At 68.9% G+C, this 25,831-nt stretch carries 22 protein-coding genes; 15 read left to right on the forward strand and 7 right to left on the reverse strand.

The genetic code is table 11. The features are described 5' to 3' along the window. The first annotated feature begins 32 nt into the window (after positions 1–32). On the forward strand, positions 33–899 hold the full coding sequence (locus ACIQE0_RS09430; RefSeq protein WP_366334903.1) for a trypsin-like serine protease: 867 nt from the start codon (positions 33–35) through the stop codon (positions 897–899). An 85-nt stretch (positions 900–984) separates the two neighbouring features. On the opposite strand, the gene rplI is transcribed toward ACIQE0_RS09430, so the two are convergent. The 4 genes from rplI to rpsF all read right to left on the reverse strand — a co-directional run bounded on the left by rplI (position 985) and on the right by rpsF (position 2,767). Beyond that, positions 985–1,431 (reverse strand): 50S ribosomal protein L9, encoded by a 447-nt coding sequence (rplI, locus tag ACIQE0_RS09435; RefSeq protein ID WP_366334902.1) that lies wholly within the window; start codon positions 1,429–1,431, stop codon positions 985–987. Positions 1,432–1,449: 18 nt separating this feature from the next. After that, positions 1,450–1,686: a 30S ribosomal protein S18 gene (gene rpsR / locus ACIQE0_RS09440; RefSeq protein WP_003978893.1), complete on the reverse strand. Its 237-nt coding sequence runs from the start codon at positions 1,684–1,686 to the stop codon at positions 1,450–1,452. Positions 1,687–1,812: 126 nt separating this feature from the next. Next, on the reverse strand, positions 1,813–2,397 hold the full coding sequence (locus tag ACIQE0_RS09445; RefSeq protein WP_366334899.1) for a single-stranded DNA-binding protein: 585 nt from the start codon (positions 2,395–2,397) through the stop codon (positions 1,813–1,815). Positions 2,398–2,476: 79 nt separating this feature from the next. Further along, positions 2,477–2,767 (reverse strand): 30S ribosomal protein S6, encoded by a 291-nt coding sequence (gene rpsF / locus ACIQE0_RS09450; RefSeq protein WP_018542659.1) that lies wholly within the window; start codon positions 2,765–2,767, stop codon positions 2,477–2,479. Between the two features lie 229 nt (positions 2,768–2,996). Between rpsF and ACIQE0_RS09455 the strand changes: the two genes are divergently transcribed. From ACIQE0_RS09455 to ACIQE0_RS09465, 3 genes are all read left to right on the forward strand, one after another. After that, positions 2,997–3,314: a hypothetical protein gene (locus ACIQE0_RS09455; RefSeq protein ID WP_366334897.1), complete on the forward strand. Its 318-nt coding sequence runs from the start codon at positions 2,997–2,999 to the stop codon at positions 3,312–3,314. A gap of 134 nt (positions 3,315–3,448) precedes the next feature. Continuing rightward, entirely contained in the window at positions 3,449–4,567 is a 1,119-nt protein-coding gene (locus ACIQE0_RS09460) for a peptidoglycan bridge formation glycyltransferase FemA/FemB family protein (RefSeq protein ID WP_366334895.1), read from the forward strand. A gap of 60 nt (positions 4,568–4,627) precedes the next feature. After that, positions 4,628–5,659: an alanine racemase gene (locus ACIQE0_RS09465; protein ID WP_366334893.1), complete on the forward strand. Its 1,032-nt coding sequence runs from the start codon at positions 4,628–4,630 to the stop codon at positions 5,657–5,659. Between the two features lie 88 nt (positions 5,660–5,747). Here ACIQE0_RS09465 and ACIQE0_RS09470 read toward each other — a convergent pair whose 3' ends face one another. Both ACIQE0_RS09470 and ACIQE0_RS09475 read right to left on the reverse strand, forming a co-directional pair. Continuing rightward, a complete protein-coding gene (locus ACIQE0_RS09470; RefSeq protein ID WP_402330198.1) occupies positions 5,748–7,232 on the reverse strand; it encodes a glycosyltransferase family 87 protein in 1,485 nt (494 codons plus the stop codon). A gap of 131 nt (positions 7,233–7,363) precedes the next feature. Continuing rightward, entirely contained in the window at positions 7,364–10,051 is a 2,688-nt protein-coding gene (locus ACIQE0_RS09475; RefSeq protein WP_402330200.1) for a transglycosylase domain-containing protein, read from the reverse strand. Positions 10,052–10,412: 361 nt separating this feature from the next. Here ACIQE0_RS09475 and ACIQE0_RS09480 point away from each other — a divergent pair, with 361 nt between their 5' ends. The 4 genes from ACIQE0_RS09480 to ACIQE0_RS09495 all read left to right on the forward strand — a co-directional run bounded on the left by ACIQE0_RS09480 (position 10,413) and on the right by ACIQE0_RS09495 (position 14,342). Then, entirely contained in the window at positions 10,413–11,084 is a 672-nt protein-coding gene (locus ACIQE0_RS09480) for a PadR family transcriptional regulator (RefSeq protein WP_366339086.1), read from the forward strand. Positions 11,085–11,143: 59 nt separating this feature from the next. After that, positions 11,144–12,226 (forward strand): inositol-3-phosphate synthase, encoded by a 1,083-nt coding sequence (locus ACIQE0_RS09485; protein ID WP_402330202.1) that lies wholly within the window; start codon positions 11,144–11,146, stop codon positions 12,224–12,226. Positions 12,227–12,300: 74 nt separating this feature from the next. Continuing rightward, positions 12,301–13,560 carry an MFS transporter gene (locus ACIQE0_RS09490; RefSeq protein WP_366339090.1) on the forward strand — a complete coding sequence of 420 codons (1,260 nt, stop codon included), beginning with the start codon at positions 12,301–12,303 and terminating at the stop codon, positions 13,558–13,560. A 461-nt stretch (positions 13,561–14,021) separates the two neighbouring features. Then, positions 14,022–14,342, forward strand: coding sequence for a hypothetical protein (locus ACIQE0_RS09495; RefSeq protein ID WP_384102970.1), 321 nt, complete (start codon positions 14,022–14,024; stop codon positions 14,340–14,342). Between the two features lie 153 nt (positions 14,343–14,495). On the opposite strand, the gene ACIQE0_RS09500 is transcribed toward ACIQE0_RS09495, so the two are convergent. After that, the gene (locus ACIQE0_RS09500; protein ID WP_384102968.1) at positions 14,496–15,971 is read right to left on the reverse strand and encodes a CCA tRNA nucleotidyltransferase; all 1,476 of its coding nucleotides are present in this window, start codon (positions 15,969–15,971) and stop codon (positions 14,496–14,498) included. A 248-nt stretch (positions 15,972–16,219) separates the two neighbouring features. Between ACIQE0_RS09500 and ACIQE0_RS09505 the strand changes: the two genes are divergently transcribed. From ACIQE0_RS09505 to trxA, 7 genes are all read left to right on the forward strand, one after another. Then, complete coding sequence (locus tag ACIQE0_RS09505; protein WP_402330205.1) at positions 16,220–18,475, forward strand: DUF6049 family protein; 2,256 nt, start codon at positions 16,220–16,222, stop codon at positions 18,473–18,475. A gap of 46 nt (positions 18,476–18,521) precedes the next feature. Continuing rightward, the gene (murJ, locus tag ACIQE0_RS09510) at positions 18,522–20,696 is read left to right on the forward strand and encodes a murein biosynthesis integral membrane protein MurJ (protein ID WP_366339098.1); all 2,175 of its coding nucleotides are present in this window, start codon (positions 18,522–18,524) and stop codon (positions 20,694–20,696) included. Positions 20,697–20,803: 107 nt separating this feature from the next. After that, a complete protein-coding gene (locus ACIQE0_RS09515; protein ID WP_366339100.1) occupies positions 20,804–22,522 on the forward strand; it encodes a serine/threonine protein kinase in 1,719 nt (572 codons plus the stop codon). Between the two features lie 186 nt (positions 22,523–22,708). Next, a complete protein-coding gene (gene sigM / locus ACIQE0_RS09520) occupies positions 22,709–23,404 on the forward strand; it encodes an RNA polymerase sigma factor SigM (RefSeq protein WP_366339102.1) in 696 nt (231 codons plus the stop codon). Then, the gene (locus ACIQE0_RS09525) at positions 23,401–24,357 is read left to right on the forward strand and encodes an anti-sigma factor family protein (protein WP_402330208.1); all 957 of its coding nucleotides are present in this window, start codon (positions 23,401–23,403) and stop codon (positions 24,355–24,357) included. Before sigM ends, ACIQE0_RS09525 begins: the two co-directional genes overlap by 4 nt. Before the next feature lie 113 nt (positions 24,358–24,470). Continuing rightward, complete coding sequence (trxB, locus tag ACIQE0_RS09530; protein ID WP_402330210.1) at positions 24,471–25,445, forward strand: thioredoxin-disulfide reductase; 975 nt, start codon at positions 24,471–24,473, stop codon at positions 25,443–25,445. 48 nt (positions 25,446–25,493) lie between these two features. After that, positions 25,494–25,820 carry a thioredoxin gene (trxA, locus tag ACIQE0_RS09535; protein WP_366339107.1) on the forward strand — a complete coding sequence of 109 codons (327 nt, stop codon included), beginning with the start codon at positions 25,494–25,496 and terminating at the stop codon, positions 25,818–25,820. Positions 25,821–25,831: the final 11 nt, after the last annotated feature.

Raw genomic sequence — 25,831 nt, forward strand, 5'->3', positions numbered from 1 at the left:
CCGAATCCCGGCCACGTGCAGATAATGACCTTGTGCGCTCGCTTGCCAGGAAATCAGTCCTGCCCCTGACGCTCGTCATCGTCGGGGCAGCCGCAGTGGTGGGCTACGCCGCGGAGGAGACCCACCACGGCAGAAGCGGCAGCGGCCACAGCGGGTACGGCAAGTCCGGCGAGCCCGGCCACGCCCCCGAGGACCAGGACCCCTCGGCCACCGCCCCGCCCCAGGACGGCAACGCCTACACCCCGCGCAGGACCGAGGAGAACGCCCGGATCGGCGCGGTCTTCGAGAAGGACGACCACGGCGCCCACTTCTGCACCGCGAGCGTGGTGCAGAGCCCGGGCCGGAACATGCTGATCACCGCGGCCCACTGCGCCTTCGACGCCGACACCGGCAAGCCGGTGGACGACCTGGTCTTCGCCCCCGACTACCGCAACGGCGACGAGCCCACCGGCCTGTGGAAGGTCAACAAGGTGGTGGTCGACGACCGTTGGGCCAAGTCGCAGGACGAGGATCTGGACGTCGCCTTCCTCACCCTCGACTCCAAGGGCGGCAAGGAGATCCAGGACGTCCTCGGCGGCAACACCCTCGGCATCGACCGCGGCTTCGACAACGAGGTCAAGATCACCGGCTATCCCAGCAGCCGGGACACCCCGATCTCCTGCCAGAACCGCACCACCAAGTTCAGCGACACCCAGATGCGCATCCAGTGCACCGACTTCGAGGGCGGCACCAGCGGCAGCCCCTGGCTGGCCGACTACGACCCCAAGAGCCACACCGGCACGGTCATCGGCGTCCTCGGCGGCCACCAGGGCGGCGGCGACGAGGACGACGTCTCCTACGCCGCGTACTTCGACGACGACGTCGCCGACCTCTACAAGCGCGCGCAGGACGGCGACTGACCTCCGCGCCGCACCGCCCGCGCAACGCAAAGGGCCGTACCCCGAGGTGGGGTACGGCCCTTCAGCGTTGAGCTGCGAACTGCACTCAGGCGGCGATGACCTCGACGCCGAGCTTCGCAACGACCTCGGCGTGCAGACGCACGGAGATCTGGTGCGCGCCCAGGGTCTTGATCGGCGAACCGACCTCGACGCGGCGCTTGTCGACGTCCGGACCACCGGCGGCCTTGATCGCCGAGGCGATGTCGGCCTGGGTGACCGAGCCGAACAGGCGGCCGGCCTCGCCGGCGCGGACGGCCAGCTTCACGCTGAGGCCCTCGAGCTGGCCCTTGATCTCGGTGGCCTGCTCGATCGTGGCGATCTCGCGGATCTTGCGGCCGCGACGGATCTGCGCGACGTCCTTCTCGCCACCCTTGGTCCAGCGGATCGCGAAACCACGCGGGACCAGGTAGTTGCGGGCGTACCCGTCCTTGACGTCAACGACGTCGCCGGCGGTGCCGAGGCCGGAGACCTCGTGGGTGAGGATGATCTTCATTTGTCAGTCACCCTTCCCTTATCGCGCGGTGGACGTGTAGGGCAGCAGCGCCATCTCACGGCTGTTCTTCACGGCCGTGGCGACGTCACGCTGGTGCTGGGTGCAGTTGCCGGTGACCCGGCGGGCACGGATCTTGCCGCGGTCGGAGATGAACTTCCGCAGCAGGTTCGTGTCCTTGTAGTCGACGTAGGAGATCTTCTCCTTGCAGAACACGCAAACCTTCTTCTTAGGCTTGCGAGCAGGCGGCTTCGCCATTGTCTCTCTCCAGTGAGTTCAAGAAGTGTGTGCTGACGCCCTCAGGCGCCGGCCGCGCGCCGGTCTCGTTTCACGTGAAACTGGTCGTTTCACGTGAAACACCGACCGATGAGCGCGTCGCCGGACCTAGAAGGGCGGCTCGTCCGAGTAGCCGCCGCCGGAGCCGCCGCCCCAGCCACCGCCGCCACCCTGCTGGCCACCGCCAGAAGGACCGCCAGTGGCCCACGGGTCGTCGGCCGGAGCGCCGCCACCCTGCTGACCGCCGCCGGGGCCGCCGCCCCAGCCGCCGCCACCCTGCTGGCCACCGCCCTGGCCGCCGCCGAAGCCGCCGCCCTGGCCACCCCGACCGCTGGTCTTGGTGACCTTCGCCGTGGCGTTACGCAGGCTCGCGCCCACTTCCTCGACGTCGAGCTCGTAGACCGTGCGCTTCACGCCCTCGCGATCCTCGTAGGACCGCTGCTTGAGACGGCCCTGGACGATCACGCGGGTACCCCGCGTAAGGGATTCGGCGACGTTCTCCGCCGCCTGACGCCACACCGAGCAGGTCAGGAACAGGCTCTCGCCGTCCTTCCACTCGTTGGTCTGGCGATCGAAGGTGCGGGGAGTGGACGCGACGCGGAACTTCGCGACCGCCGCACCGGACGGGGTGAAGCGCAGCTCGGGGTCGTCGACAAGATTGCCGACGACCGTGATGACGGTCTCGCCTGCCATTAGGGGAACCTCTCGGCGGGTGTGCTGCTGGCTGCTGGTGTTGCTACTCGAACCCGGTTACCGCTGGACGCTTACGCGTTCAGTGGGTCTCGGGACGGAGGACCTTGGTCCGAAGAACCGACTCGTTCAGGTTCATCTGACGGTCGAGCTCCTTGACGACCGCAGGCTCGGCCTGCAGGTCGATGACCGAGTAGATGCCCTCGGGCTTCTTGTTGATCTCGTACGAGAGACGACGACGGCCCCAGGTGTCGACCTTCTCGACCTTTCCGTTGCCCTCGCGGACGACGGAGAGGAAGTTCTCGATCAGGGGGGCGACAGCGCGCTCCTCCAGATCGGGGTCGAGGATGACCATCACCTCGTAGTGACGCATGTTGAACCCACCTCCTTTGGACTCAGCGGCCACGGTCGTTCCGTGGCAGGAGGGTCGTGATGCGTTCCGCGCCCGGTCGGCCCGTGCATCCGGGCAGACATGTGCGCAGACGGTACAGACTACCCGCCTCCGTGCTTCCGGTTGAAATCCGCCCGCCGGACCCCGCAATCTGGAACACAACGGGTGTGAGCGGCGTTACAGTGCGCCGCCCTGTCAGTGGAGGTGCCGGATGGCACAGGCAGCACGGACCCAGCGGAATCTGCTCGCGATCCTCAACAGCGACGGCCAACCCCATCCCGTGGAGAACACCCTCGCGGTCGTGACCCTCGTCCTCGGAGCGATTGCCGCTCTCACCGCGCTCTCTCCCAGCCTGCACCTGATCAGTTCCTGGGTGGGCCTGGCCGGCATCGGAACGGGCCTGTGGGGCCAGTACATCTCGTCCACGACGGCAGAACGCTTCCTGTTGATCATCGGGCTCGGCGCAGCGGGCGTCGGCTTCTACATCGGCCTGGCGCACGGCGGCCTCTTCGGCGGGCTCTTCGGCTAGTCCGCGCCGTCACGCTGCCGTATACGGGGCCCGGCCCCCTACGGCCCAGACGGGGCGCTCCCCGGTCACAGTAGGCTTCGGCGCGAGAGCCGGAGCCCCGACCACGGGGACACACCAGCCGAGGAGCGCCCCGCATGAGCCTGACCCTGAGGACCATCAGCCGAGAGCAGCATCTGGCATACATCCAGAGTCTGCCCGCGGCGAGCCACATGCAGGTTCCGGCCTGGGCGGACGTCAAGGCCGAGTGGCGGTCCGAGAGCCTGGGCTGGTTCGACGCGTCCGGCGAGCTGGTCGGCGCCGGTCTGGTCCTCTACCGCCAGCTGCCCAAGATCAAGCGGTACCTGGCCTACCTGCCCGAAGGCCCGGTCATCAACTGGTACGCGCCCAACCTGGAGGACTGGCTGCAGCCCATGCTCGGCCACCTCAAGCAGCAGGGCGCCTTCTCCGTGAAGATGGGCCCGCCGGTCATCATCCGCCGCTGGGACTCCACCGCGATCAAGACGGGCATCCAGAACCCCGACGTCAAGCGGCTGCGGGACGTCGAGGCCAGCCACATCGAACCGCGCGCCTTCGAGGTCGCCGACCGGCTGCGCCGCATGGGCTGGCAGCAGAGCGAGGACGGCGGCGCCGGCTTCGGTGACGTGCAGCCCCGCTACGTCTTCCAGGTGCCGCTGGCCGGCCGCCCGCTCGAAGAGGTCCACAAGGGCTTCAACCAGCTGTGGCGCCGCAACATCAAGAAGGCCGACAAGGCCGGCGTCGAGGTCGTCCAGGGCGGCTACCAGGACCTGGCCGAATGGCAGCGGCTCTACGAGATCACCGCGAAGCGCGACCAGTTCCGGCCGCGCCCGCTCAGCTACTTCCAGCGCATGTGGTCCGCCCTCAACGCCGAGGACCCCAACCGCATGCGGCTCTACTTCGCCCGCCATGACGGGGTGAACCTCTCCGCGGCGACCATGCTGGTCGTCGGCGGGCACGTCTGGTACTCGTACGGCGCCTCGGACAACATCGGGCGCGAGGTCCGGCCCTCCAACGCGATGCAGTGGCGGATGCTGCAGGACGCCCACGCGCTCGGTGCCTCCGTCTACGACCTCCGCGGCATCAGCGACTCGCTGGACGAGAACGACCACCTCTTCGGCCTGATCCAGTTCAAGGTCGGCACCGGCGGGCAGGCGGCGGAGTACCTCGGTGAGTGGGACTTCCCGCTCAACAAGCTCCTGCACAAGGCGCTCGACATCTACATGTCGCGCCGCTGATCATTCCTCCGCACCGTCCGTACTCCTGACACACCCCACGAGAAAGGTTCCGGGCCGGCCATGGCGCTCACCCTCTACGTCGACACCGCGCGCTGGCGGGCGCATCAGCAGAGCGTTCTCCAGCAGTTCCCCGGGCTGGTCCCGGTCTGCAAGGGCAACGGCTACGGCTTCGGCCACGAGCGCCTTGCCGAGGAGGCCGCCCTGCTCGGTTCCGACATCCTCGCGGTCGGCACGACCTACGAAGCGGCCCAGATCAAGGACTACTTCAGCGGCGATCTGCTGGTGCTGACCCCCTTCCGGCACGGCGAGGAGCCGGTGCCGCTGCCCGACCGCGCGATCCGCTCGGTCTCCTCGGTCGAGGGCGTGGGCGGGCTGGTCGGCGCCCGTGTCGTCATCGAGGTCATGAGCAGCATGAAGCGGCACGGCGTCAAGCCGGAGGACCTGTCGCAGCTGGCCGCGGCCATCGAGGACGTCCGGCTGGAAGGGTTCGCGATCCACCTGCCGCTGGACCGCGCCGACGGCTCCGACTCCGTCGACGAGGTCATCGGGTGGATGGACCGGCTGCGCGCCGCCCGTCTCCCGCTGCACACCATGTTCGTCAGCCACCTCAAGCCGGACGAGTTCACCCGCCTCCAGCAGCAGTTCCCGCAGACCCGCTTCCGGGCGCGGATCGGCACCCGGCTCTGGCTCGGCGACCACGACGCCACCGAGTACCGCGGCTCGGTCCTCGACGTCACCCGCGTCGCCAAGGGCGACCGGTTCGGCTACCGCCAGCAGAAGGCGGCCTCCGACGGCTACCTCGTCGTGGTGGCCGGCGGCACCTCGCACGGCGTCGGCCTGGAGTCGCCCAAGGCGCTGCACGGGGTGATGCCGCGTGCCAAGGGCGTGGCCCGCGCCGGTCTGGCGACCGTCAACCGCAACCTCGCGCCGTACGTCTGGGCCGGTAAGCAGCGCTGGTTCGCCGAGCCGCCGCACATGCAGGTGTCGATCCTGTTCGTCCCGAGCGACGCACCCGAGCCCAAGGTGGGCGAGGAGCTGGTGGCCCACCTGCGGCACACCACCACGCAGTACGACCGCCTCGTGGAGCGCTGAGCCGGCCGGTCCGGCAGCCCATCACTACGCCGGGGGCCCGGTGCCGCGGAACGTTCCGCGGCACCGGGCCCCCGGCGCGTTCCGCCGCTCAGTCCCGTACGACGCCCCAGTGCAGCCGAGGCGTCGTGCGCTCGAAGTGCACCGCGGTCCGCGGCTCGTGCTGCTCCCTGCCGAGGACGAAGACATCGGGGCTGCGGTCCAGGACACCGCCCGAGGGATCGTCGTCCCCGTCCCTGCGGACCACATCGCGCTCCGGCATCAGGATGTCCCGGACGACCACGGCACACACGTAGAGGGTGCCGAGCAGGTGCAGCGCGATGGCCAGTTGGTAGCCCTCGGGCGGCAGTCCCTGGTGCTTGTCGCCGTTGCCGGTGTAGGCCAGGTACATCCAGATCCCCAGGAAGTACATCACCTCGCACGCCTGCCAGATCAGGAAGTCCCGCCAGCGCGGCCGGGCCAGTGCGACCAGCGGGATCAGCCACAGGACGTACTGCGGCGAGTAGACCTTGTTGGTGAGGATGAACAACGCCACGACGAGGAAGGCGAGTTGGGCGAAGCGCGGCCGGCGCGGTGCGTAGAGCGTCAGCAGCGCGAGGGCGCCGCAGCCGAGGATCATCAGCAGCGTCGCGTAGAGGTTGGCGTCCTCCAGGGGGTTGCCGGTGCGCTGTGAGATCAGCAGCCAGAGCGAGCCGAAGTCGACGGGCCGCTCCTGGCTGAAGGTGTAGAACTTCGCCCAGCCCTCCCGGATGTGGAAGCCGGACGCATCGTGGGCGATCATCACCGGCAGGTTCACCACCAGCCAGGAGATCACCGCGCCGAGGACGACCCGCCCGTACGCGCGCCAGGTCCCGGCCCGCCAGCACAGCACCAGCAGCGGGCCGAGCAGCAGCACCGGGTAGAGCTTCGCCGCGGTCGCCAGCCCGATCAGGACACCGGCCGCCAGCGGACGGCTGCGCGACCACATCAGCATGCCGGCGGCGGTCAGGGCCACCGCCAGCAGGTCCCAGTTGATGGTCGCGGTCAGCGCGAAGGCCGGTGCCAGGGCCACGAGCAGGCCGTCCCACGGCCGCCGCCGGTGGGTACGGGCCACACAGACCGCGATCACGACGGCGCAGACCATCAGCATGCCGGCATTGGCCAGCCAGTAGATCTGCTCCCGGCCCTGGATCGCCCCGTCGTGCGGTGTCACCCAGGACGCGAGTTCCATGAAGAGCCCGGTCAGCACCGGGTACTCCAGGTACCGCATGTCGCCCGGCAGCTTGTCGAAGTACGGGATCAGACCGTCGGCGAAGCCCCGGCCCGAGTAGAGGTGGGGGATGTCCGAGTAGCAGGCGTGGACGTACTGGCTGGTCGCGCCGAAGAACCAGCCGCCGTTGTAGCAGGGCAGCTTCTGCACCATGCCGAGCGCGAACATACCGAGCGCGACGAGCGCGACGACCCGCACCGGCGTCAGCCGGTGCGCCCCGATCAACGCGCGCCGGCCGATCGGCCCGCCGATCAGCTCGCTGCCGGCCGCGGCCACCTCATCCTGTCTCGTCGGCCGAACGGGCTCGTCCTGTCGCAGGCTCGTCATGGCCCCATCCTGCCGTACGTACCGGGGACGAACGCGACGAAGCCCCCGCCCGGTCGTTCCGGGTCGGGGGCTTCGTGGAGCCGTGTTTCACGTGAAACGGCGGCCGTTTCACGTGAAACGTTCAGCGGTGCTCACCCGCCGGTGGGGCCGCCGAAGATGCCTCCTCCGGTGCTGTTGCCACCGCCGGCCGGATCGGACGTGGCGGGCGGCGAGCCACCCGTGTCACCGCCCGGTCCGCCGGGGCCGCCACCGGTGCCGCCACCGGGGCCACCGCCGGTGCCGCCACCGTTGTTCCCACCGTGGTCCTTGCAGTGGAAGTCCCAGGGGGAACAGCTCTTGGTCGGCGTCGGGCTCCCGCTGTCCGTCGGGGTGGCCGTCTCGGTGGGCGTGGCCGGCGGGCTCGCCGACTGCGTGGCGGTCGCCGTGGCCGTCGGCGTGGGAGTCGGCATGCCGGGCTCGTTGATGATCTGCCCGATCGGCTGCGCCTGCGGGAACGGCTGGGCGCTCATGCCGCTCATCGCCTCGATCATGTACTGCGTCCACACCTCGGTCGGCAGCGCGCCACCGTGGATCGAGTCGAACCCACCGACACCGTTCATCGACAGCTGGCGCGGGTTCTGCGCGTCCTCACGGAACATGGAGATGGCCGTCGACAGCTGCTTGGTGTAACCGACGAACCAGGCCGACTTGTTCTCGTCGGTGGTGCCCGTCTTGCCCGCGGCCGGCATGTTCAGCTTCAGCGCGTTCTTGCCCGTGCCGTTCTTGATCACGTTCTCCAGCACGTCGGTGACGTTGTTCGCGATGTTCGCGTCCATCCCCGTCTTCGCCGTCGGCTTGTCGAAGCCCGGCAGCTCCTTGCCCTCGGACACCACCTCGGTCACCGAGTAGGGCTCCGCCTGCATGCCGGAGGCGGCGAAGGTGGCGTAGGCGTCGGCCATGCGGATCGCGCTCGGCGTGGACGTGCCCAGCGCGAAGGACGGGTTGAGGTGCTTGTCGAAGCTGGAATCCGAGATGCCGGCGGCCTTCGCCATGGACTTCACCTTGTCCATGCCGACGTCCATGCCGAGCTGGACGAACGGGGTGTTGACCGACTGCTCCATCGCCTTCCGCAAGGAGATGTAGCCCCAGGGGTAGTTGCTCTCGTTCACCTGGTAAAAGGGCGTGTTGTCCTTCTTCATGACGTACGTGCCGTCGGTGTTCCGCACCTTGAGGTGGTCGTCGCCGTTGTACTTGCTCTCCGGGGAGAGCGGCTGGTTGCTGCCGATCTTCCCGTACTGCATCGCCGCGGCGAGGACGAACGGCTTCCAGGTCGAACCGACCGGCACACCGAAGGTGTCGGCGTTGTTGCTGAAGTGGCCCTTGTCGTAGCCCTCGCCGCCGTACAGGGCCACGATCCTGCCGTCTCCCGGCACCACCGAAGCGCCGCCGAACTGGACGTACTTGTCCTTGTCCGGCCGCAACTTGGGGTTGATGTAACGGTCGTTGACCCTCTTCACCGCGGTGGCGAGCGCCTTGGTCTTCTTCTCGTCGAAGGTCGTCCGGATCGTGTAGCCGCCCTTGTCGAAGCGCGCCTCACTGATGTCCGGCCGGTGCTTGAGGACGTACTTCTTGGCGACGTCGATCAGGTAGCCGATCTGTCCGCCCTTGCTGGCCACCGGCCGGGGCTTCTGCGGCATGGGGAAGCCCTTGGCCTTCCACTTGGCCGCCTCCGCCTGCGGCAGGGCGTGGTTCTCGACCATCCGGTCGAGGATCCAGGACCAACGGTCCTTGGCCCGCGCGGTGTTCAGGGCCGCCGTGGCGTTCGCACCGATGCCGCCCGCGGGGTCGTACAGGTTGGCGCCCTTGAGCGTGGACGCCAGGACGGCGCTCTCGCTCGGGTCCAGCTTGGAGGCGTCCTTGCCGTAGTAGGCCTGGGCGGCGGCCTGGATGCCGTAGGCACCGCGACCGAAGTAGCTGGTGTTCAGGTAGCCCTGGAGGATCTGGTCCTTGTCCTGCTTCCAGCCGACCTTGATCGAGATGAAGAGTTCCTTGAACTTCCGGTCCAGGGTCTGCTCTTGACTCAGCATCGCGTTCTTGACGTACTGCTGAGTGATGGTCGAGCCGCCCTGGGTGTCGCCGCCCTGGGCCATCTTGACCAGGGCCCGGAGGATACCCATGGGGTCGACGCCGTGGTCGGTCCGGAACGAGGCATTCTCCGCAGAGATCACCGCTTCCTGCATGGAGAGCGGAATCTCGCTGATGCCGACCACCTGGCGGTTGGTCTCACCGTCGCGGGCCATGATCTTGCCGTTGGCCCAAAGGTAGACGTTGTTCTGCGACTTGGCGGCCTTGTTGACGTTGGGCACCTGCACCATCGCCAGGCCGACGCCGGCCACACCGACGACCAGGCCCGCGACCGCGACACAGATCGTGGCGACCTGTTTCCAGGACGGCATCCACCGCCGCCAACCCGTGTGGTTGGCACGCGGGTAGTCGATGAAGCGCTTCCTGGGCGGCTGACCACCGCCGCGTCCGCGGCCACGGCCCCCTTCACCGCCACCGCCGCCACCGCCACGGCGGCCGCCGCCCTGGCCGGCGCCACCGCCGGACGCCATGGCTGCGGAGTCGGACGTCCTTCTACGGCCGGTCCGTTGGGCTGCGCGGCGCGCCTCGGCACGCCCGCCCACGCGCGGCGGGTGCTGCGGCAGAGGAGGCGGCGGAGGGGTGGCATCACCACCACGCGGCGGGGCGGCACGTCGTCCGGAGGACTGTGCGGCGCGTCTGGCAGCAGCACGCCCGCCACCTTGCGGCTGGGGTGGTTTGCGACGGTGCTCGCTCATGGAACGAATACTCCTCGGACAGGCGCGCTCTCTCGTCGCCTGAAGGCGGTAGTTGTCTTCAGGTCCCCCCAGTGCACGACCCGCTCCTGAAGCGCGGGCCGCACTACACCGAGGTCAGGGACGCCACGTATAGGCCCACGGTTCCCGGCAGTCTGCATGCCGCACAGACTACGCACGGCCAAAACCTGCCCAGTGTTGAAATTCACTCCAAAACAGTCAGGTTGCCTCGCACGAATAAGTGATGTGACGCCGTTCACCGTCGGACCTCTTGTTCCGCCCTGGGCACCGTTCTATCGTCTGGATGTATCGACTCGATACATCGGATCGAGATAAAGACCGCACAGGGCCCAGGAGGCGGAGGATGAGCAGGCGTTCCGGCATCCTCGAATTCGCCGTCCTCGGCCTGCTCCGGGAATCCCCGATGCACGGTTACGAACTGCGAAAGCGGCTCAACACCTCGCTCGGGGTCTTCCGTGCGTTCAGCTACGGCACCCTCTACCCCTGCCTCAAGTCGCTTGTCACAAGCGGCTGGATCGTCGAGGAAACGAGTGGTGACCCGGAGGTTGTTCCCGCCACGGCGCTGACCGGACGCCGCGCCAAGATCGTCTACCGGCTGACCCCGGCAGGCAAGGAGCACTTCGAAGAACTGCTCAGCCACTCCGGGCCGGACGCCTGGGAGGACGAACACTTCGGTGTCCGCTTCGCGTTCTTCGGCCAGACGTCGCGGGATGTGCGGATGCGCGTGCTGGAAGGCCGCCGCAGCCGCCTGGAGGAGCGCCTGGAGAAGATGCGCACCTCCCTGGCCAGGACCCGGGAGCGGTTGGACGACTACACCCTCGAACTGCAGCGGCACGGCATGGAGTCCGTGGAGCGCGAGGTCCGTTGGCTCAACGAGCTCATCGAGAGCGAGCGCGCCGGGCGCGATCAGCGCGCACCGGAGGACTCCGCAGCGCAGGACAGGAACAACCAGTCAGGAGATGCGGGCGGCCCGCCCCGGCACCGGGGAGGTTCCCGGCCGGATCCGTCCGAATGACACCGTCACATGAGGCCCTTTCGTACAGGCCCTCATCGAAATCACAGGGAGCAACCGGAATGGGTTCGGTTCGCGTAGCCATTGTCGGCGTGGGCAACTGCGCCGCCTCGCTGGTACAGGGCGTCGAGTTCTACAAGGACGCCGACCCGGACAGCCGTGTGCCCGGTCTCATGCACGTGCAGTTCGGCGACTACCACGTCCGCGACGTCGAGTTCGTGGCCGCCTTCGACGTCGACGCGAAGAAGGTCGGTCTCGACCTCGCGGACGCCATCGGCGCCAGCGAGAACAACACCATCAAGCTCTGCGACGTGCCGAACACCGGCGTCCAGGTCCAGCGCGGCCACACCCTCGACGGTCTGGGCACGTACTACCGGGCGACGATCGAGGAGTCCCCCGAGGCCCCGGTCGACATCGTCCAGGTCCTCAAGGACAAGCAGGTCGACGTGCTGGTCTGCTACCTCCCCGTCGGCTCCGAGGACGCGGCGAAGTACTACGCGCAGTGCGCCATCGACGCCAAGGTCGCGTTCGTCAACGCCCTCCCGGTCTTCATCGCCGGCACCAAGGAGTGGGCGGAGAAGTTCACCGAGGCCGGTGTGCCGATCGTCGGTGACGACATCAAGTCCCAGGTCGGCGCCACCATCACGCACCGCGTGCTGGCCAAGCTCTTCGAGGACCGGGGCGTCATCCTGGACCGCACGATGCAGCTGAACGTCGGCGGCAACATGGACTTCAAGAACATGCTCGAGCGCGAGCGCCTGGAGTCCAAGAAGATCTCCAAGACGCAGGCCGTCACCTCCCAGATCCCCGACCGCGACCTGGGCGAGAAGAACGTCCACATCGGCCCGTCCGACTACGTGGCCTGGCTGGACGACCGCAAGTGGGCCTACGTCCGCCTCGAGGGCCGCGCCTTCGGCAACGTCCCGCTGAACCTCGAGTACAAGCTCGAGGTCTGGGACTCCCCGAACTCCGCGGGCGTCATCATCGACGCGCTGCGCGCCGCCAAGATCGCCAAGGACCGGGGCATCGGCGGCCCGATCCTCTCCGCCTCCTCGTACTTCATGAAGTCGCCGCCGGTGCAGTACTTCGACGACGAGGCCCGGGAGAACGTCGAGAAGTTCATCCGCGGCGAGGTCGAGCGCTAAGCACTCCCCGCCCCTCCCCGTCGGCCTCCGGGTATTCCCCCCGGAGGCCGACGGGCTGTGTGAGGCTGTGCCTCATGCATGTTGTGCGCGATCTCCGCGTATTGCTCCGGCTCCGCGACTTCCGTTCGCTCCTGGCCGTACGGCTCCTCTCCCAGGCCGCCGACGGGGTGTTCCAGGCAGCGCTCGCCACCTTCGTCATCTTCTCGCCCGAGAAACAGGCGTCGCCCGAGGCGATCGCCTCCGCCATGGCGATCCTGCTGCTGCCGTACTCCCTCCTCGGCCCGTTCACCGGGGTGCTGCTGGACCGCTGGCGCCGGCGACAGGTGCTGCTGTACGGCAATCTGCTGCGCACTCTGCTCTCCGTGATCACCGCGGTGCTGATCGCGACGCACGTGCCCGACTGGCTCTTCTATGTCTCCGCGCTGTGCGTGACCGGGGTGAACCGCTTTGTCCTGGCGGGGCTTTCGGCCTCCCTGCCCCGCGTGGTCGACGGCGCACAGCAGCTCGTGATGGCCAACTCCCTTTCCCCCACGGCGGGAACGCTCGCCATGGTGGCCGGCGGCGGACTGGCCTTCGCGCTCCGGCTGGCCGGCACGGACGTGGACGGGTTCGTGGTGCTGCTGGCCGCGCTCCTGTACCTCTGCTCCGCCCTCACCGCCCTGCGAATGACACCGCAGCTCCTGGGACCGGACCCGTCAGCGGTCCAACCACGCCTGAAAGACGCTGTGTTGAGCACCTTCCGGGGACTTGTGGAGGGTCTGCGCCATCTCGCCTCGCGCCCCACTCCGGCCCGCGCGCTCACCGTCATGACGGTGGTGCGCTTCTGCTACGGCGCGCTGACGGTGATGGTGCTGATGCTGTGCCGGTACGCCTGGTCCAGCACCACGTCCGGGGGACTGGCGCTGCTCGGGATAGCCGTTGCCGTGTCGGGAGCCGGATTCTTCACGGCGGCGGTGGTCACCCCCTGGATGGTCGGGTGGCTCACCGCCTTCGGCTGGATGGCCTGCTGTGCCGCGGTGGGAGCGGTCCTGACCCCCGCGCTGGGGCTGTTCTTCCACCCGGCGCCGATGCTGGTCGCCGCCTTCGTCCTCGGCCTGGTCACCCAGGGAACGAAGATCTCCACGGACACGGTGGTCCAGTCGTCGATCGACGATGCCTTCCGCGGGCGCATCTTCGCCCTCTACGACGTGCTGTTCAACGTCGCGTTCGTCGGCGCCGCCGCGGTCGCCGCCCTGATGCTGCCGCCCGACGGCCGGTCCGCGACCCTGATCATCGTGGTCTCCGCGCTCTACGCGGTGGTCGCCGCGGCCCTCGCGCGCTTCGTACGCCGCTGAGCACCGGCCCCCGGCGAACGGCACGCTCGCCGGGGCGACACCACCACCGGAGCAGATACCTTACGGGGCGTCATTCACGCACCCGGACGCCTCGCATCCGGGCACATCGCATCACGGGGGAACCACCCATGACCACGCCTCCGCAGGGGCAGAACCCGTACGGCCAGGCACCGTACGGCCAGGCACCATACGGACAGCAGCCGTACGGGCAGCAACCGTACGGACAGCAGCCGTACGGACAGGCTCCCTACCCGCAGGCACCCCAGCCACCGCAGACCCCCTACGGACCGCCTCCGGTCGGGCAGCCGCAGGGCGGGCCCCCGCCCCAGGGCGGATACGCCTACCCCCAGCAGCCGCACCCTCCGTACGGGCAGCAGCCGCAGCAGGGCTTTCCGCAGGCGCCGCAGCCGCCCTCCATGCAGGGCGGGGCTCCCGTCCCCCCGCCGCCCGCCCGCCCGGGCATGTCACCCAAGACGATCATGAAGGGCATCGCCGTGGCCGTCGGCGTGATCGTTATCGGGGTGGGCTGGGTGAGCTCCTGGAACGACGCCGATACCGCCAAGGTCAACGACTGCGTGAAGAACGAGGGCAATGAGATCAAGCCCGACCTCAAGGTGGTGGACTGCGGTACCGCGGAGGCTCAGTACAAGGTGACGGCCGTCCACACCAACACCACCGACAAGTCGGTCTGCCCCAGCGGCACCCTGGCCTATTCGGAGGTCCAGCACCGCCGCCGGGCCTCCGACACCCGGTTCGTGCTCTGCCTCCAGAACCAGAAGTAGCGGCGAGGCCGGCGCCCCAACGCCATGGGGCGGTGTTTCACGTGAAACGACAGCGCGTCTGCTGCCCTGTTTCGCGTGAGACACCGCCCCGGTGCACACCGCCCGGTTTCACGTGAAACATCGCCGGTTTCACGGTCGCGGGCCTTAAGCACCTCAGCTCTGAGCGGCCCACCATTCCTTGAGCGCGGCGACTGCCGCCTCGTGGTCCATCGGGCCGTGCTCAAGCCGCAGCTCCAGCATGTGCTTGTAGGCCTTGCCGATCTGCGGGCCGGGGCCGACGTCCAGGATCTGCATGATCTCGTTCCCGTTCAGGTCCGGACGGATCGCGTCCAGCTCCTCCTGGTCCTGAAGTCGCTCGATGCGCCCCTCCAGCCCGTCATAGGCCCGCGAGAGCGCGGTCGCCTTGCGCTTGTTGCGGGTGGTGCAGTCCGAGCGGGTCAGCTTGTGCAGGCGGTCCAGCTGCGGACCGGCGTCCCGGACATAGCGGCGGACCGCGGAGTCCGTCCACTCGCCCGTGCCGTATCCGTGGAAGCGCAGATGCAGCTCCACCAGACGCGCAACGTCCTTGATCATGTCGTTGGAGTACTTCAGGGCGGTCATGCGCTTCTTGGTCATCTTCGCCCCGACCACCTCGTGGTGGTGGAAGGAGACCCGGCCGTCGTTCTCGAAGCGCCGCGTCTTGGGCTTGCCGATGTCGTGCAGCAGCGCCGCCAGCCGCAGCACCAGATCGGGACCGTCGTCCTCAAGGGCGATGGCCTGCTCCAGCACCGTCAGCGTGTGCTCGTAGACGTCCTTGTGCCGGTGGTGCTCGTCGCTCTCCAGGCGCAGCGCGGGCAGCTCCGGCAGCACCCGGTCGGCGAGACCGGAATCGACCAGCAGCCGCAGGCCCTTGCGCGGGTTCGGGGCCAGGATGAGCTTGTTGAGCTCGTCACGCACCCGCTCCGCGGAGACGATCTCGATGCGCTCCGCCATCGCCGTCATCGCCTCGACGACCTCGGGCGCCACCTCGAAGTCCAGCTGGGCGGCGAAGCGGGCCGCCCGCATCATCCGCAGCGGATCGTCGGAGAACGACTCCTGCGGCGTCCCCGGGGTCCGCAGCACGCGGGCCGCCAGGTCCTCCAGGCCGCTGTGCGGGTCGACGAACTCCTTCTGCGGCAGCAGCACCGCCATGGCGTTGACCGTGAAGTCCCGGCGGATCAGATCGTCCTCGATCGAGTCGCCGTACGACACCTCGGGCTTGCGCGAGGTGCGGTCGTACGCCTCGGAGCGGTAGGTCGTGACCTCGATGTCGAACGAGTCCTTCTTGCAGCCGACCGTGCCGAAGGCGATGCCGACCTCCCAGACCGCGTCCGCCCACGGCCGGACGATCTTCAGCACGTCCTCCGGCCGGGCGTCGGTGGTGAAGTCCAGGTCGTTCCCGAGCCGACCGAGCAGTGCGTCCCGGACCGACCCGCCGACCAGGGCAAGCGTGAACCCGGCCTCCTGGAAGCGGCGGGCCAGGTCGTCCGCGACAGGAGACACCCGCAGCAGTTCGCTCACGGCACGGCGCTGCACATGGCTCAGCGCGTCCGTCGGCTGCGGGGTCGGCTCGGGCTGCGTGGTGGGGAAGTCATTGTTGGCGTTCGGCACAACAGAAAAGGGTACGTGGCCGCGCGGCACCTGGCGTCACGTAAATAAAGGGGGACAGTCGGGTACGGATCCCGGCGTAGTGATCATGTGGAGCAGTCCCTGGCACTGCGGCACGCCGGGCCTCGTTACCATTCGTGGACGCACATTCCGACGACCACTGACGACGACGAGGGACGGGCGAGCGCGTGGCCGATGCGGCAGGGTTCCAGGCGACTGAACGGCCGCGTGGCCGGTGGCTGCGACGGACCGTGACGCTACTCACCGGGGTACCCCTGCTCATAGGAACGTTGCAGGTCCCGCATGCCGCCGCGGCCGGAGCGGCCGCTCCGGGCCCGCATGCGGTCAGCGTCACGATCAATGCGATGTCCCCGGTCGCCCCCGGCAAGGGCGACACGGTCACGGTCTCCGGCACGCTGACCAACGACACCAGGAACGCGATCACCGACGCGCACGTCGGACTGCACCGCGGCGCCGCGCTCAGCGACCGCAGCTCCATCGAGGCTGTGACAAAGCGCACCGGCTACCTGCTGGGTGCCGACGGCAAGGAGATCGGCAACCACACGGAGAAGGTCGACAGGCTCGACCCCGGCACCAGCCGGACCTTCACCCTCAACGTCCCGGTCAAGGACCTCGACCTCAGCGGCGACGGTGTCTACCCGCTCGGAGTGACCCTCTCCGGCCGCACCCCGAGCTCGTCGTACGACCAGGTCCTCGGCATCGACCGGACCCTGCTGCCCTGGCAGGGCAGCGCGCCGGCCAAGAAGACCCAGCTCACCTACCTGTGGCCGCTGATCTCCAGCACCCACCTCGCGGCCGAGACCGGCGCCGACACCCAGCAGACGCCGGTCTTCCGCGACGACAAGCTCGCGGCGGAGATCGCGCCCGGCGGCCGGCTCCAGAAGATGGTCGAGCTCGGCAAGAACCTCCCGGTGACCTTCGTCATCGATCCCGACCTGCTCGCGACCGTCGAGGCGATGACCAAGCCGTACCGCGTGCACGGCCCCGACGGCCCGGCGGGCCGGAACCAGGCCGTCGCCAAGCAGTGGCTCAACGACCTGGAGAACGCCGTGACGGGCCACGAGGTCGTCGCCCTGCCCTTCGGCGACCCGGACCTGGCCTCGCTCGCCCACCACGGCAAGAGCGTGCCCAGCGCGCTCAGCCACCTCGGCCCGGCCACCGAGCTCGCCTCGAAGACGGTGGACACCATCCTGGGCGTGAAGCCGCGCACCGACTTCACCTGGCCGGTGAACGGCGCCGTCGACTCCTCGATCGTCGACGTCGCCACCTCGGCCGGCGCCCACAACGTCATCACCCGCGGCGACAGCCTGCGTGACAACAACCTCCCGTACACCCCGACCGCCGCCCGGCCCATCGGCGGCGGCAACACCGCCATCGTCAGCGACACCCGGCTCTCCCAGGCCTTCGAAGGCGACATGTCGAAGTCCGGGAACGCCAGCCTCGCGATCCAGGAGTTCCTCGCCGAGGCCCAGATGATCGGTCTGGAGAACCCGGAGCAGCAGCGCAGCGTCGTCGTCGCGCCGCAGCGGATGCCCTCGGCGGCCCAGGCCCAGGCGATGGCCGGCGCGCTGCGGAACTTGGAGCAGGCCGGCTGGACCCAGCCGACGAAGCTCGGTGACGCGGCCAAGGCCAAGCCCGACCCGGACGCCAACCGCCAGATCCCCAGCCGCTCCTCCTACCCGTCGTCGCTGCGCCGCCAGGAGCTCCCGGTCGACGCCTTCCGGCAGATCGAGGACACCCAGACCGCACTGGACGACTTCCAGGTGGTCCTGGCCCAGCCGGAACGCGTGGTCACCCCGTTCGGCAACGCCATAATGCGCGCGACGTCGACGTCGTGGCGGGGCGACCCCAAGGGCGCCGCCGCGTTCCGCACCTCGGTACGCGACTACCTCGACGGTCTGACCAAGAAGGTCCACCTGATCCGGAAGTCCGAGGCCACGCTCTCCGGGCGCAGCGCCACGATTCCGGTGACGGTCCAGAACAACCTCCTGCAGGGCGTCCAGGGCCTGACCCTGCGGCTGACCTCCTCGCAGCCCAACCGCCTGGACGTCGGCAAGTCCCAGCAGATCAAGGTGGACGGCGGGCACAGCCAGTCCTTCAAGTTCGAGACCACGGCGAACGCCAACGGTCTGGCCTGGGTGACCGCCCGGCTCTACACCGCGGACGGCAAGCCCTATGGTGCGCCCATGACGTTCCGGGTGAACGTCACCGAGATCACCGCCACTGTGATGCTCGTCATCGCCGGCGGCGTTCTGCTGCTCGTGCTCGCCGGTGTGCGGATCTACCTCCAGCGCAAGCGGGCGGCCGCCGAGGGCACCGGTGACGAGGAGAACGGCGAGGACAGCGGCGGTTCCACCGCCGAAGGCAAGGACGATGACAACGGCGGCCCGGGCGAGGACAGCCCTGAGCAGCCGAGTGACCCCACGTCGGACACCGGATCGGATAAGTCCGGGCCGTCCGGCTCAGGTGAGAAAGTGGACCGTTGATAGACGACGGGGCCGGATGGCCGGCGACGGATGAGGTGGGGCAGCGATGAATGCGCCGTATGACGGTGGCCGCGGCCGGGGCTCGCATGGCGATCCCTCGGGGGCGGTCCCTCCGACGCCGCCGTTGCCCGCGGACCAGGACCCCTACGTCCGGGACGCCTACCGCAACGACCCGTACCAGGCACCGGCCCCGACGGCCCAGGACCCGGCCGGCGAGTCGCCCTTTGACCACGCCGCGGCCCCGGGACAGCCCGCGTACCCGCTCTACCAGCAGCCTCCCGGCCCTCAGCAGTGGCCCGCGCCGGCACCGGCGGAGCCCCAGGGGCCGACGCACGACCTGTCGCACGGCGAGGCCGACGCGACGGTGCAGTTCGCCGGCGGCGACGCGCTGATGGCCCAGGGCGCCGGCGAGCGGGACGCCTTCGCGCACCTCTTCCACGACCAGCAGCAGCCGTACCAGCCGTCGCCCTCCGGGCCGTCCCCGGTGGCCCAGCAGACGCCGGCGGCGGCAGCTCCGGAGCCGGTGGCCCAGCAGACCGTCGAGGAAACCGAGCCGGAGCCGGCCCCAGCGGCCGGCAAGCCGTCCGGCGGCCGCGCGTCCGGGCTGCTGAAGTCCAGCGCCGTGATGGCCGCCGGCACGATGGTGTCCCGGCTCACCGGCTTCGTCCGCTCGGCACTGATCGTCGCGGCGCTCGGCGGCGCGGTGCTCGGTGACTCCTGGCAGGTCGCCTACCAGCTGCCGACGATGATCTTCATCCTGACCATCGGCGGCGGTCTGAACTCCGTCTTCGTCCCGCAGCTCGTCCGCGCGATGAAGGAGGACGAGGACGGCGGCGAGGCCTACGCCAACCGGCTGCTCACCCTGGTCGTCGTCGTCCTGGGCGTGCTGACGGCACTGGCGGTCTTCGCCGCACCGCTGCTGGTCAAGATGGTCTCGTTCGACATCTCCCGCGACCCGGCGGCCAACGAGGTCGCGGTCGCCTTCACCCGCTACTGCGTGCCCACGATCTTCTTCATGGGCCTGCACGTGGTCATGGGCCAGATCCTCAACGCCCGCGGCCGCTTCGGCGCGATGATGTGGACCCCGGTCCTCAACAACATCGTCATGATCGCCACGTTCGGCCTGTTCATCTGGGTCTACGGCTCGGCGAAGACCTCCCACATCGGCGTCACCACGATCCCCACCGAGGGCATCCGACTGCTCGGCATCGGCACGCTCCTCGGCCTGGTGGTCCAGGCGCTGGCGATGATCCCGTACCTGCGCGACGCCGACTTCAAGCTGCGCCTCCGCTTCGACTGGCGCGGCCACGGCCTGGGCAAGGCCGCCAAGCTCGCCAAGTGGACGGTGCTGTTCGTCCTCGCCAACCAGGCAGGCGTCCTGGTCGTCACCCAGCTCTCCACCTGGGCCGGCAACACCGCCGACCATCAGGGCCACCCGGGCACCGGCTTCATCTCCTACGCCAGCGCCCAGCTGATCTGGAACATGCCGCAGGCGATCATCACCGTCTCCGTCATGGCCGCGCTGCTGCCCCGGTTGGCCCGGTCCGCTCACGACGGCGACATCGGAGCGGTCCGGGACGACATGTCGCAGGGCCTGCGCACCTCGGCCGTGGCCATCGTCCCGATCTCGTTCGGGTTCCTCGCCCTCGGCATCCCGCTGTGCACGCTGGTCTACGGCTCGTCCGGCGCCGGCATCCCCATGGGCTACATGCTCATGGCCTTCGGCGTGGGCCTGATCCCGTTCTCCGTGCAGTACGTCGTCCTGCGCGCCTTCTACGCGTACGAGGACACCCGGACCCCCTTCTACAACACGGTGATCGTCGCCGGCGTCAACGCCGCGGCCTCCGCCCTCTGCTTCCTGGTCCTGCCCGCCCACTGGGCCGTGGTGGGCATGGCCGCCTCCTACGGCCTCGCCTACGTCATCGGCGTCGGCGTCGCCTGGCGCCGCCTGAGCAAGCGGATGGGCGGCGACCTGGACACCGCGCACGTGGTGCGGACCTACGCACGGCTGGCCGGCGCCAGCATCCCGGCCACGATCGTCTCCGGCGTCCTGGTGTACGTGCTGATGCAGGCGCTCGGCACCGGGTTCGTCGGCTCGCTCGCCGCGCTCGTCGGCGGCGGAGCCGCACTTCTGGCCGTCTTCTACCTCGCCGCCCGAAAAATGCGGATCGAGGAGCTGAACGCCCTGGTAGGCATGGTCAGGTCCAAGCTGGGACGCTGATCGGGCACAACCATCGGCTGCCACCGTGTGTCGTGCATAGTGGCGGACTGTGGGCACAATTGTCTTGGCTCATTGAGCCTGCAACGGATGGGGAGGCAGGAACGACGGTGGCGGAACGGAGCACGGCTGCCGTCGACGTGGCCGACACAAGCGGCGAGGAACCGCTGACCGCCAAGGCGGGTCGGGCCACGGACGACGGTGCGGAGGCCGAGAAGGTATCCGGCAAGGAACAGGACGCCGCGCGCACCGAGGAGAAGGGTGCGCCGGAGACCGCTTCCAAGCCACCGGAACTCCACAGCGGTCATAAGCTCGCCAGACGTTACCGACTCGAAGAGTGCGTGACCCGTCTGGACGGATTCAGCAGTTGGCGCGCTGTCGACGAAAAACTTCGCCGAGCCGTCGGTGTGCATGTGCTGCCCGCCGACCACCCCCGTGCCCGTCCGGTGCTCTCCGCAGCCCGGGCCTCCGCGCTCCTCGGCGATCCCCGATTCGTCGCTGTCCTTGATGCCGTCGAGGACAGCGACCTCGTCTACGTGGTCCATGAGTGGCTGCCGGACGCCACCGAGTTGGCCACCGTCCTCGCCAACGGTCCGCTCGAACCGCACGACGCCTACCAGCTCGTCAGCCAGGTCTCCCAGGCCATGGCCGCCGCCCATCGCGAGGGCCTGGCGCATCTGCGGCTGACCCCGGGCTCGGTGCTGCGCACGGAATCCGGTCAGTACCGCATCCGCGGTCTCGCCGTCATGGCGGCGCTGCGCGGCATCACCTGCGAGCACCCGCAGCGCACGGACACCGAGGCGATCGGTGCGCTCCTGTACGCCGCCCTCACCCAGCGCTGGCCGTACGAGAACGACGCCTACGGCCTTCCCGGCCTCCCCAAGGGCGTCGGGCTGATCGCGCCCGACCAGGTGCGCGCGGGCGTCCACCGGGGCCTGTCCGAGCTCGCCATGCGTGCACTGGTCAACGACGGGGCCACCGCGTCCCGTCAGGAGCCGCCGTGCACCACGCCGGAGGAACTGGCCAAGGCCGTCGCCGCGATGCCGCGCATCCGTCCTCCGGAGACGGCGTTCTCCACGCCTCCGCCGTATCAGCGCACGGGTTTCCAGCAGGGCACCTATGGGCAGTCGCCCGCCCGCAACGGTCAGTCCGTCCGGGCGACGCAGCCCGTCGCCGCGCCCCCGCCCCCGCTCCAGAGCCGCACCGGCAAGGCGCTGAAGTGGTCGGTCTCCGCGCTGCTGATCGCCGCCCTGGGCCTGGGCAGCTGGCAGCTGGCGGACACCCTGCTGAAGCGGGAAGGCGACCAGGACACCCCGGGGAACTCGCAATCCGCCGGCGGTGCCAAGAAGCCGACCGGCAAGCCGATCAAGATCGTGGACGGCGCCGAGTACTACCCGGACGGCCAACCGCAGCACCCCGACCAGGCGAGGGACACCTACGACGGAAACCCCTCAACGTACTGGCGCAGCAAGAGCTACCTCGATGGCCCGGACATGAATCCGGCCTTCAAGAAGGGCGTCGGGCTGGTCTACGACCTCGGCTCGGAGCAGCAGGTGAGCAGCGCTTCGATCGGCCTGCACTACACCGGCAACCACACGACGGTGACGCTCTACGCCGCCAACTCCCTCTCGCCGTCCGAACCACTGAGCTCCATGCGGGAGCTCGGTACGGCCAAGACGTCGGGAAGCACGGCCAAGGTCACACTGAAGTCGCCGGCGAAGGCGCGCTACGTCGTCGTGTGGATGACCGCGATGCCCTACTCGCCGCGCGACACCTACAGCGACTCCGGTTACAAGCAGGGCGTGACTGAGGTCTCCTTCACCGGCTGAGCGCACACGCCTTCCGAGAGGGGTGTGGGTACGGGATTCGACCGGCCGCCAGGCCGGCCCGCTGCCACACCCCTCGGGCCACCGAGATCGTTTCCGGTGGCCCGAGGAGCCCTTCCCAGCATTTACATTCGTCACCCGGCGGGCTTCAATGGGGATCGAGATCAGGCAGCTACGGCCGGGGGGCCCGTGTCCACCGACAGTGACAAGGCTTCGACACCAACCGACGCCGATCTCCTTGCGTTGCATGTAAAAGGTGACCCGGATGCCTTCGGGGAGATCGTCCGGCGCCATCGCGACCGGCTCTGGGCCGTGGCTTTACGAACCCTCGGTGATCGTGAAGAAGCCGCTGATGCGGTGCAGGACGCACTGGTATCCGCTTACCGCGCCGCTCACACCTTCCGCGGCCAGTCGGCCGTGACGACCTGGCTGCACCGCATCACGGTCAACTCCTGTCTGGACCGGGCCCGCAAGGCCGCCTCACGACGCACTTCTCCGGTCGCTGAGACCGAGCGCCTGGAACAGCTCCTCGAACCTGAGGAGTCCGCGGCGGTCCCGGCCGAGCGCCAGGACGTGCACCGCGAACTGCTCATCGCGCTGCGCACGCTCCCTCAGGAGCAGCGTGCCGCTCTCGTCCTCGTTGATATGCAGGGATATTCCGTCGCAGAGGCCGCCGCGGTCCTCGACGTTCCGACCGGAACGGTGAAAAGCCGCTGCTCACGTGGGCGCGCGCGCCTGCTGCCCTTGGTCACCCATCTGCGCGGCGATGGCGGGGGTAGCAATCCCGAGGGCGAGGGAAGGAACCGGGCGCAGGGGACACCCGTCCCACCGACGGCAGGACCGAAGGGCACAGATGCCGTGAAGGGCGGAGGTGGGCGAGCGTGACGTCGGCAACCGGCGCAGGCGAGCACCCGGAGGTCTCTGAGATCTCCGATCTCACGGACGGGCTGCTCTCCCCTTCACGCGCGACAGATCTGCGGGATCACCTCGCAGGTTGTTCGGTGTGCGAAGACGTCTATGCGTCTCTGGAAGAAATCCGCGGGCTCCTCGGCACGCTGCCCGGCCCGACGCGGATGCCCGCCGACGTCGCCGAGCGCATCGATGCAGCGCTTGCTGCGGAGGCACTGTTGGACGCTGCCGCGGCCAAGGGCGAACCTCAAGTTTCACGTGAAACATCGCCTTCCACCGGCTCGGTTTCACGTGAAACGTCATCCGCCCCGGCTCCGGTTTCATGTGAAACCAGCGCGCAGACACCGCCGCGCGCATCCGCGGCTGCCCCGCCGGCCGGACGAAGCCGTGGTGCTTCCGGACCAGGCCGGCAGATGCCGGGGCGGCGCCCTTCGCGCTCCCGGCGGTGGCCACGGGTCTTGCTCAGCACCGCGGCCGCTGCCGCGGTGCTTGGAGTTGGCGGCCTGCTCCTCCAGAGCACCGGCAGCAGCGGCGTCCAAGCAACCAAGCAGGAAGGCTCTTCTTCCGCCGGCCCGGGGACTCCCTCAGGCCTCACCGAGGCGACGCTCGGGACGAACGTCCACAAGTTGCTTGCCGAGAAAAAGACACACCCGACGCCAAAGCTCGGTACACGCAGCTCGCCCGAGACCCCGCTGCGAGGGGAGACGGACGTCGTTCCGTCGTGTGTGCGCCAGGGCATCGGTCGTACCGAGCACCCACTGGCCTCGACCCGCAGCACCTACGAGGGCAAGGACGCTTTCCTGGTCGTGCTCCCGCACCCCTCCGACCCCACGAGCGTCTCGGCCTATGTCGTCACTGCCTCTTGTGTCTCGGCTGCTCCGCCGGCCCCTGGGAAGGTCCTGCTGACCCACTCGTATCGGCGAGACTGAACGACGGACCGGGCGCTGCGGCTCTCCGGGAATGCAAGCCCCTTAGGATCCGTTGGGTGGGGTGAGAGTTCCAAGACCCCAGCAAGCCGTCGGCAGAGACAAGGAAGACACCCGTGAGCGACGTCCGCAACGTGATCATCATCGGCTCCGGGCCCGCGGGCTATACCGCAGCGCTCTACACCGCCCGCGCGTCCCTCAAGCCGCTCGTTTTCGAAGGCGCCGTCACCGCCGGTGGTGCGCTGATGAACACCACTGACGTAGAGAACTTCCCCGGCTACCGCGACGGCATCATGGGCCCGGACCTGATGGACAACATGCGTGCCCAGGCCGAGCGCTTCGGTGCTGAGCTGGTGCCGGATGACATCGTCTCGGTCGACCTCACCGAGGAGATCAAGACCGTCACCGACACCGCGGGCACGGTGCACCGCGCCAAGGCGGTCATCGTCGCCACCGGTTCCCAGCACCGCAAGCTCGGCCTGCCGCGCGAGGACGAACTGTCCGGCCGTGGCGTCTCCTGGTGCGCGACCTGCGACGGGTTCTTCTTCAAGGACCAGGACATCGCCGTGATCGGCGGTGGCGACACCGCGATGGAGGAGGCCACCTTCCTCTCCCGCTTCGCCAAGACCGTCACGGTCGTGCACCGTCGTGACACCCTGCGGGCGAGCAAGGCAATGCAGGAGCGTGCCTTCGCCGACCCGAAGATCAAGTTCATCTGGGACAGCGAGGTCGCCGAGGTCCACGGCGAGAACAAGCTCTCCGGTCTGACGCTGCGCAACCTCAAAACCGGCGAGACCGCCGAGCTTCCGGTCACCGGCCTCTTCATCGCCATCGGCCACGACCCGCGGACCGAGCTGTTCAAGGGTCAGCTGAACCTCGACGACGAGGGCTACCTCCAGGTCGATGCCCCCAGCACTCGCACGAACCTGCCGGGTGTCTTCGCCGCCGGCGATGTCGTCGACCACACCTACCGCCAGGCGATCACCGCCGCCGGTACGGGCTGCTCGGCCGCCCTCGACGCCGAGCGGTTCCTCGCGGCGCTCTCGGACGGTGAGGCCACGGCCGAGCCCGACAAGACCCCCTCCGCCTGACCCGCGCACCCAGCTTTCCCACCATCCACCCCCAGTAAGGAGATTGCCATGGCCGGCGCCACGGTGACCGTGACGGACGACAACTTCGAAGAGGTTGTCCTCAAGAGCGACAAGCCCGTCCTTGTGGACTTCTGGGCCACCTGGTGCGGCCCGTGCCGCCAGGTCGCCCCGTCCCTGGAGGCCATTGCCGCCGAGCATGACGAGATCGTCATCGCGAAGCTGAACACCGACGAGAACCCGGCGACCACCGCCAAGTACGGCGTCATGTCGATCCCGACCATGAACGTCTACAAGGACGGCGAGGTCGTGAAGACCATCGTCGGCGCCAAGCCGAAGGCCGCCATCGAGCGCGACCTCGCGGACTACCTCGCCTGAGGAACGCCGTA

The sequence above is a fragment of the Streptomyces sp. NPDC093097 genome, assembly GCF_044754325.1.
Classification (GTDB): domain Bacteria; phylum Actinomycetota; class Actinomycetes; order Streptomycetales; family Streptomycetaceae; genus Streptomyces.

Bases quoted from the DNA above. Each gene is read 5' to 3' on its own strand.
- ACIQE0_RS09470 (WP_402330198.1), bottom strand. From the start codon at position 7,232: ATGACGAGCCTGCGACAGGACGAGCCCGTTCGGCCGACGAGACAGGAT.
- trxA (WP_366339107.1), top strand. From the start codon at position 25,494: ATGGCCGGCGCCACGGTGACCGTGACGGACGACAACTTCGAAGAGGTT.
- ACIQE0_RS09465 (WP_366334893.1), top strand. From the start codon at position 4,628: ATGGCGCTCACCCTCTACGTCGACACCGCGCGCTGGCGGGCGCATCAG.
- ACIQE0_RS09480 (WP_366339086.1), top strand. From the start codon at position 10,413: ATGAGCAGGCGTTCCGGCATCCTCGAATTCGCCGTCCTCGGCCTGCTC.
- ACIQE0_RS09495 (WP_384102970.1), top strand. From the start codon at position 14,022: ATGTCACCCAAGACGATCATGAAGGGCATCGCCGTGGCCGTCGGCGTG.
- ACIQE0_RS09485 (WP_402330202.1), top strand. From the start codon at position 11,144: ATGGGTTCGGTTCGCGTAGCCATTGTCGGCGTGGGCAACTGCGCCGCC.
- ACIQE0_RS09445 (WP_366334899.1), bottom strand. From the start codon at position 2,397: ATGGCAGGCGAGACCGTCATCACGGTCGTCGGCAATCTTGTCGACGAC.
- murJ (WP_366339098.1), top strand. From the start codon at position 18,522: ATGAATGCGCCGTATGACGGTGGCCGCGGCCGGGGCTCGCATGGCGAT.
- rpsF (WP_018542659.1), bottom strand. From the start codon at position 2,767: ATGCGTCACTACGAGGTGATGGTCATCCTCGACCCCGATCTGGAGGAG.
- ACIQE0_RS09475 (WP_402330200.1), bottom strand. From the start codon at position 10,051: ATGAGCGAGCACCGTCGCAAACCACCCCAGCCGCAAGGTGGCGGGCGT.
- ACIQE0_RS09460 (WP_366334895.1), top strand. From the start codon at position 3,449: ATGAGCCTGACCCTGAGGACCATCAGCCGAGAGCAGCATCTGGCATAC.
- ACIQE0_RS09490 (WP_366339090.1), top strand. From the start codon at position 12,301: ATGCATGTTGTGCGCGATCTCCGCGTATTGCTCCGGCTCCGCGACTTC.
- ACIQE0_RS09455 (WP_366334897.1), top strand. From the start codon at position 2,997: ATGGCACAGGCAGCACGGACCCAGCGGAATCTGCTCGCGATCCTCAAC.
- rpsR (WP_003978893.1), bottom strand. From the start codon at position 1,686: ATGGCGAAGCCGCCTGCTCGCAAGCCTAAGAAGAAGGTTTGCGTGTTC.
- rplI (WP_366334902.1), bottom strand. From the start codon at position 1,431: ATGAAGATCATCCTCACCCACGAGGTCTCCGGCCTCGGCACCGCCGGC.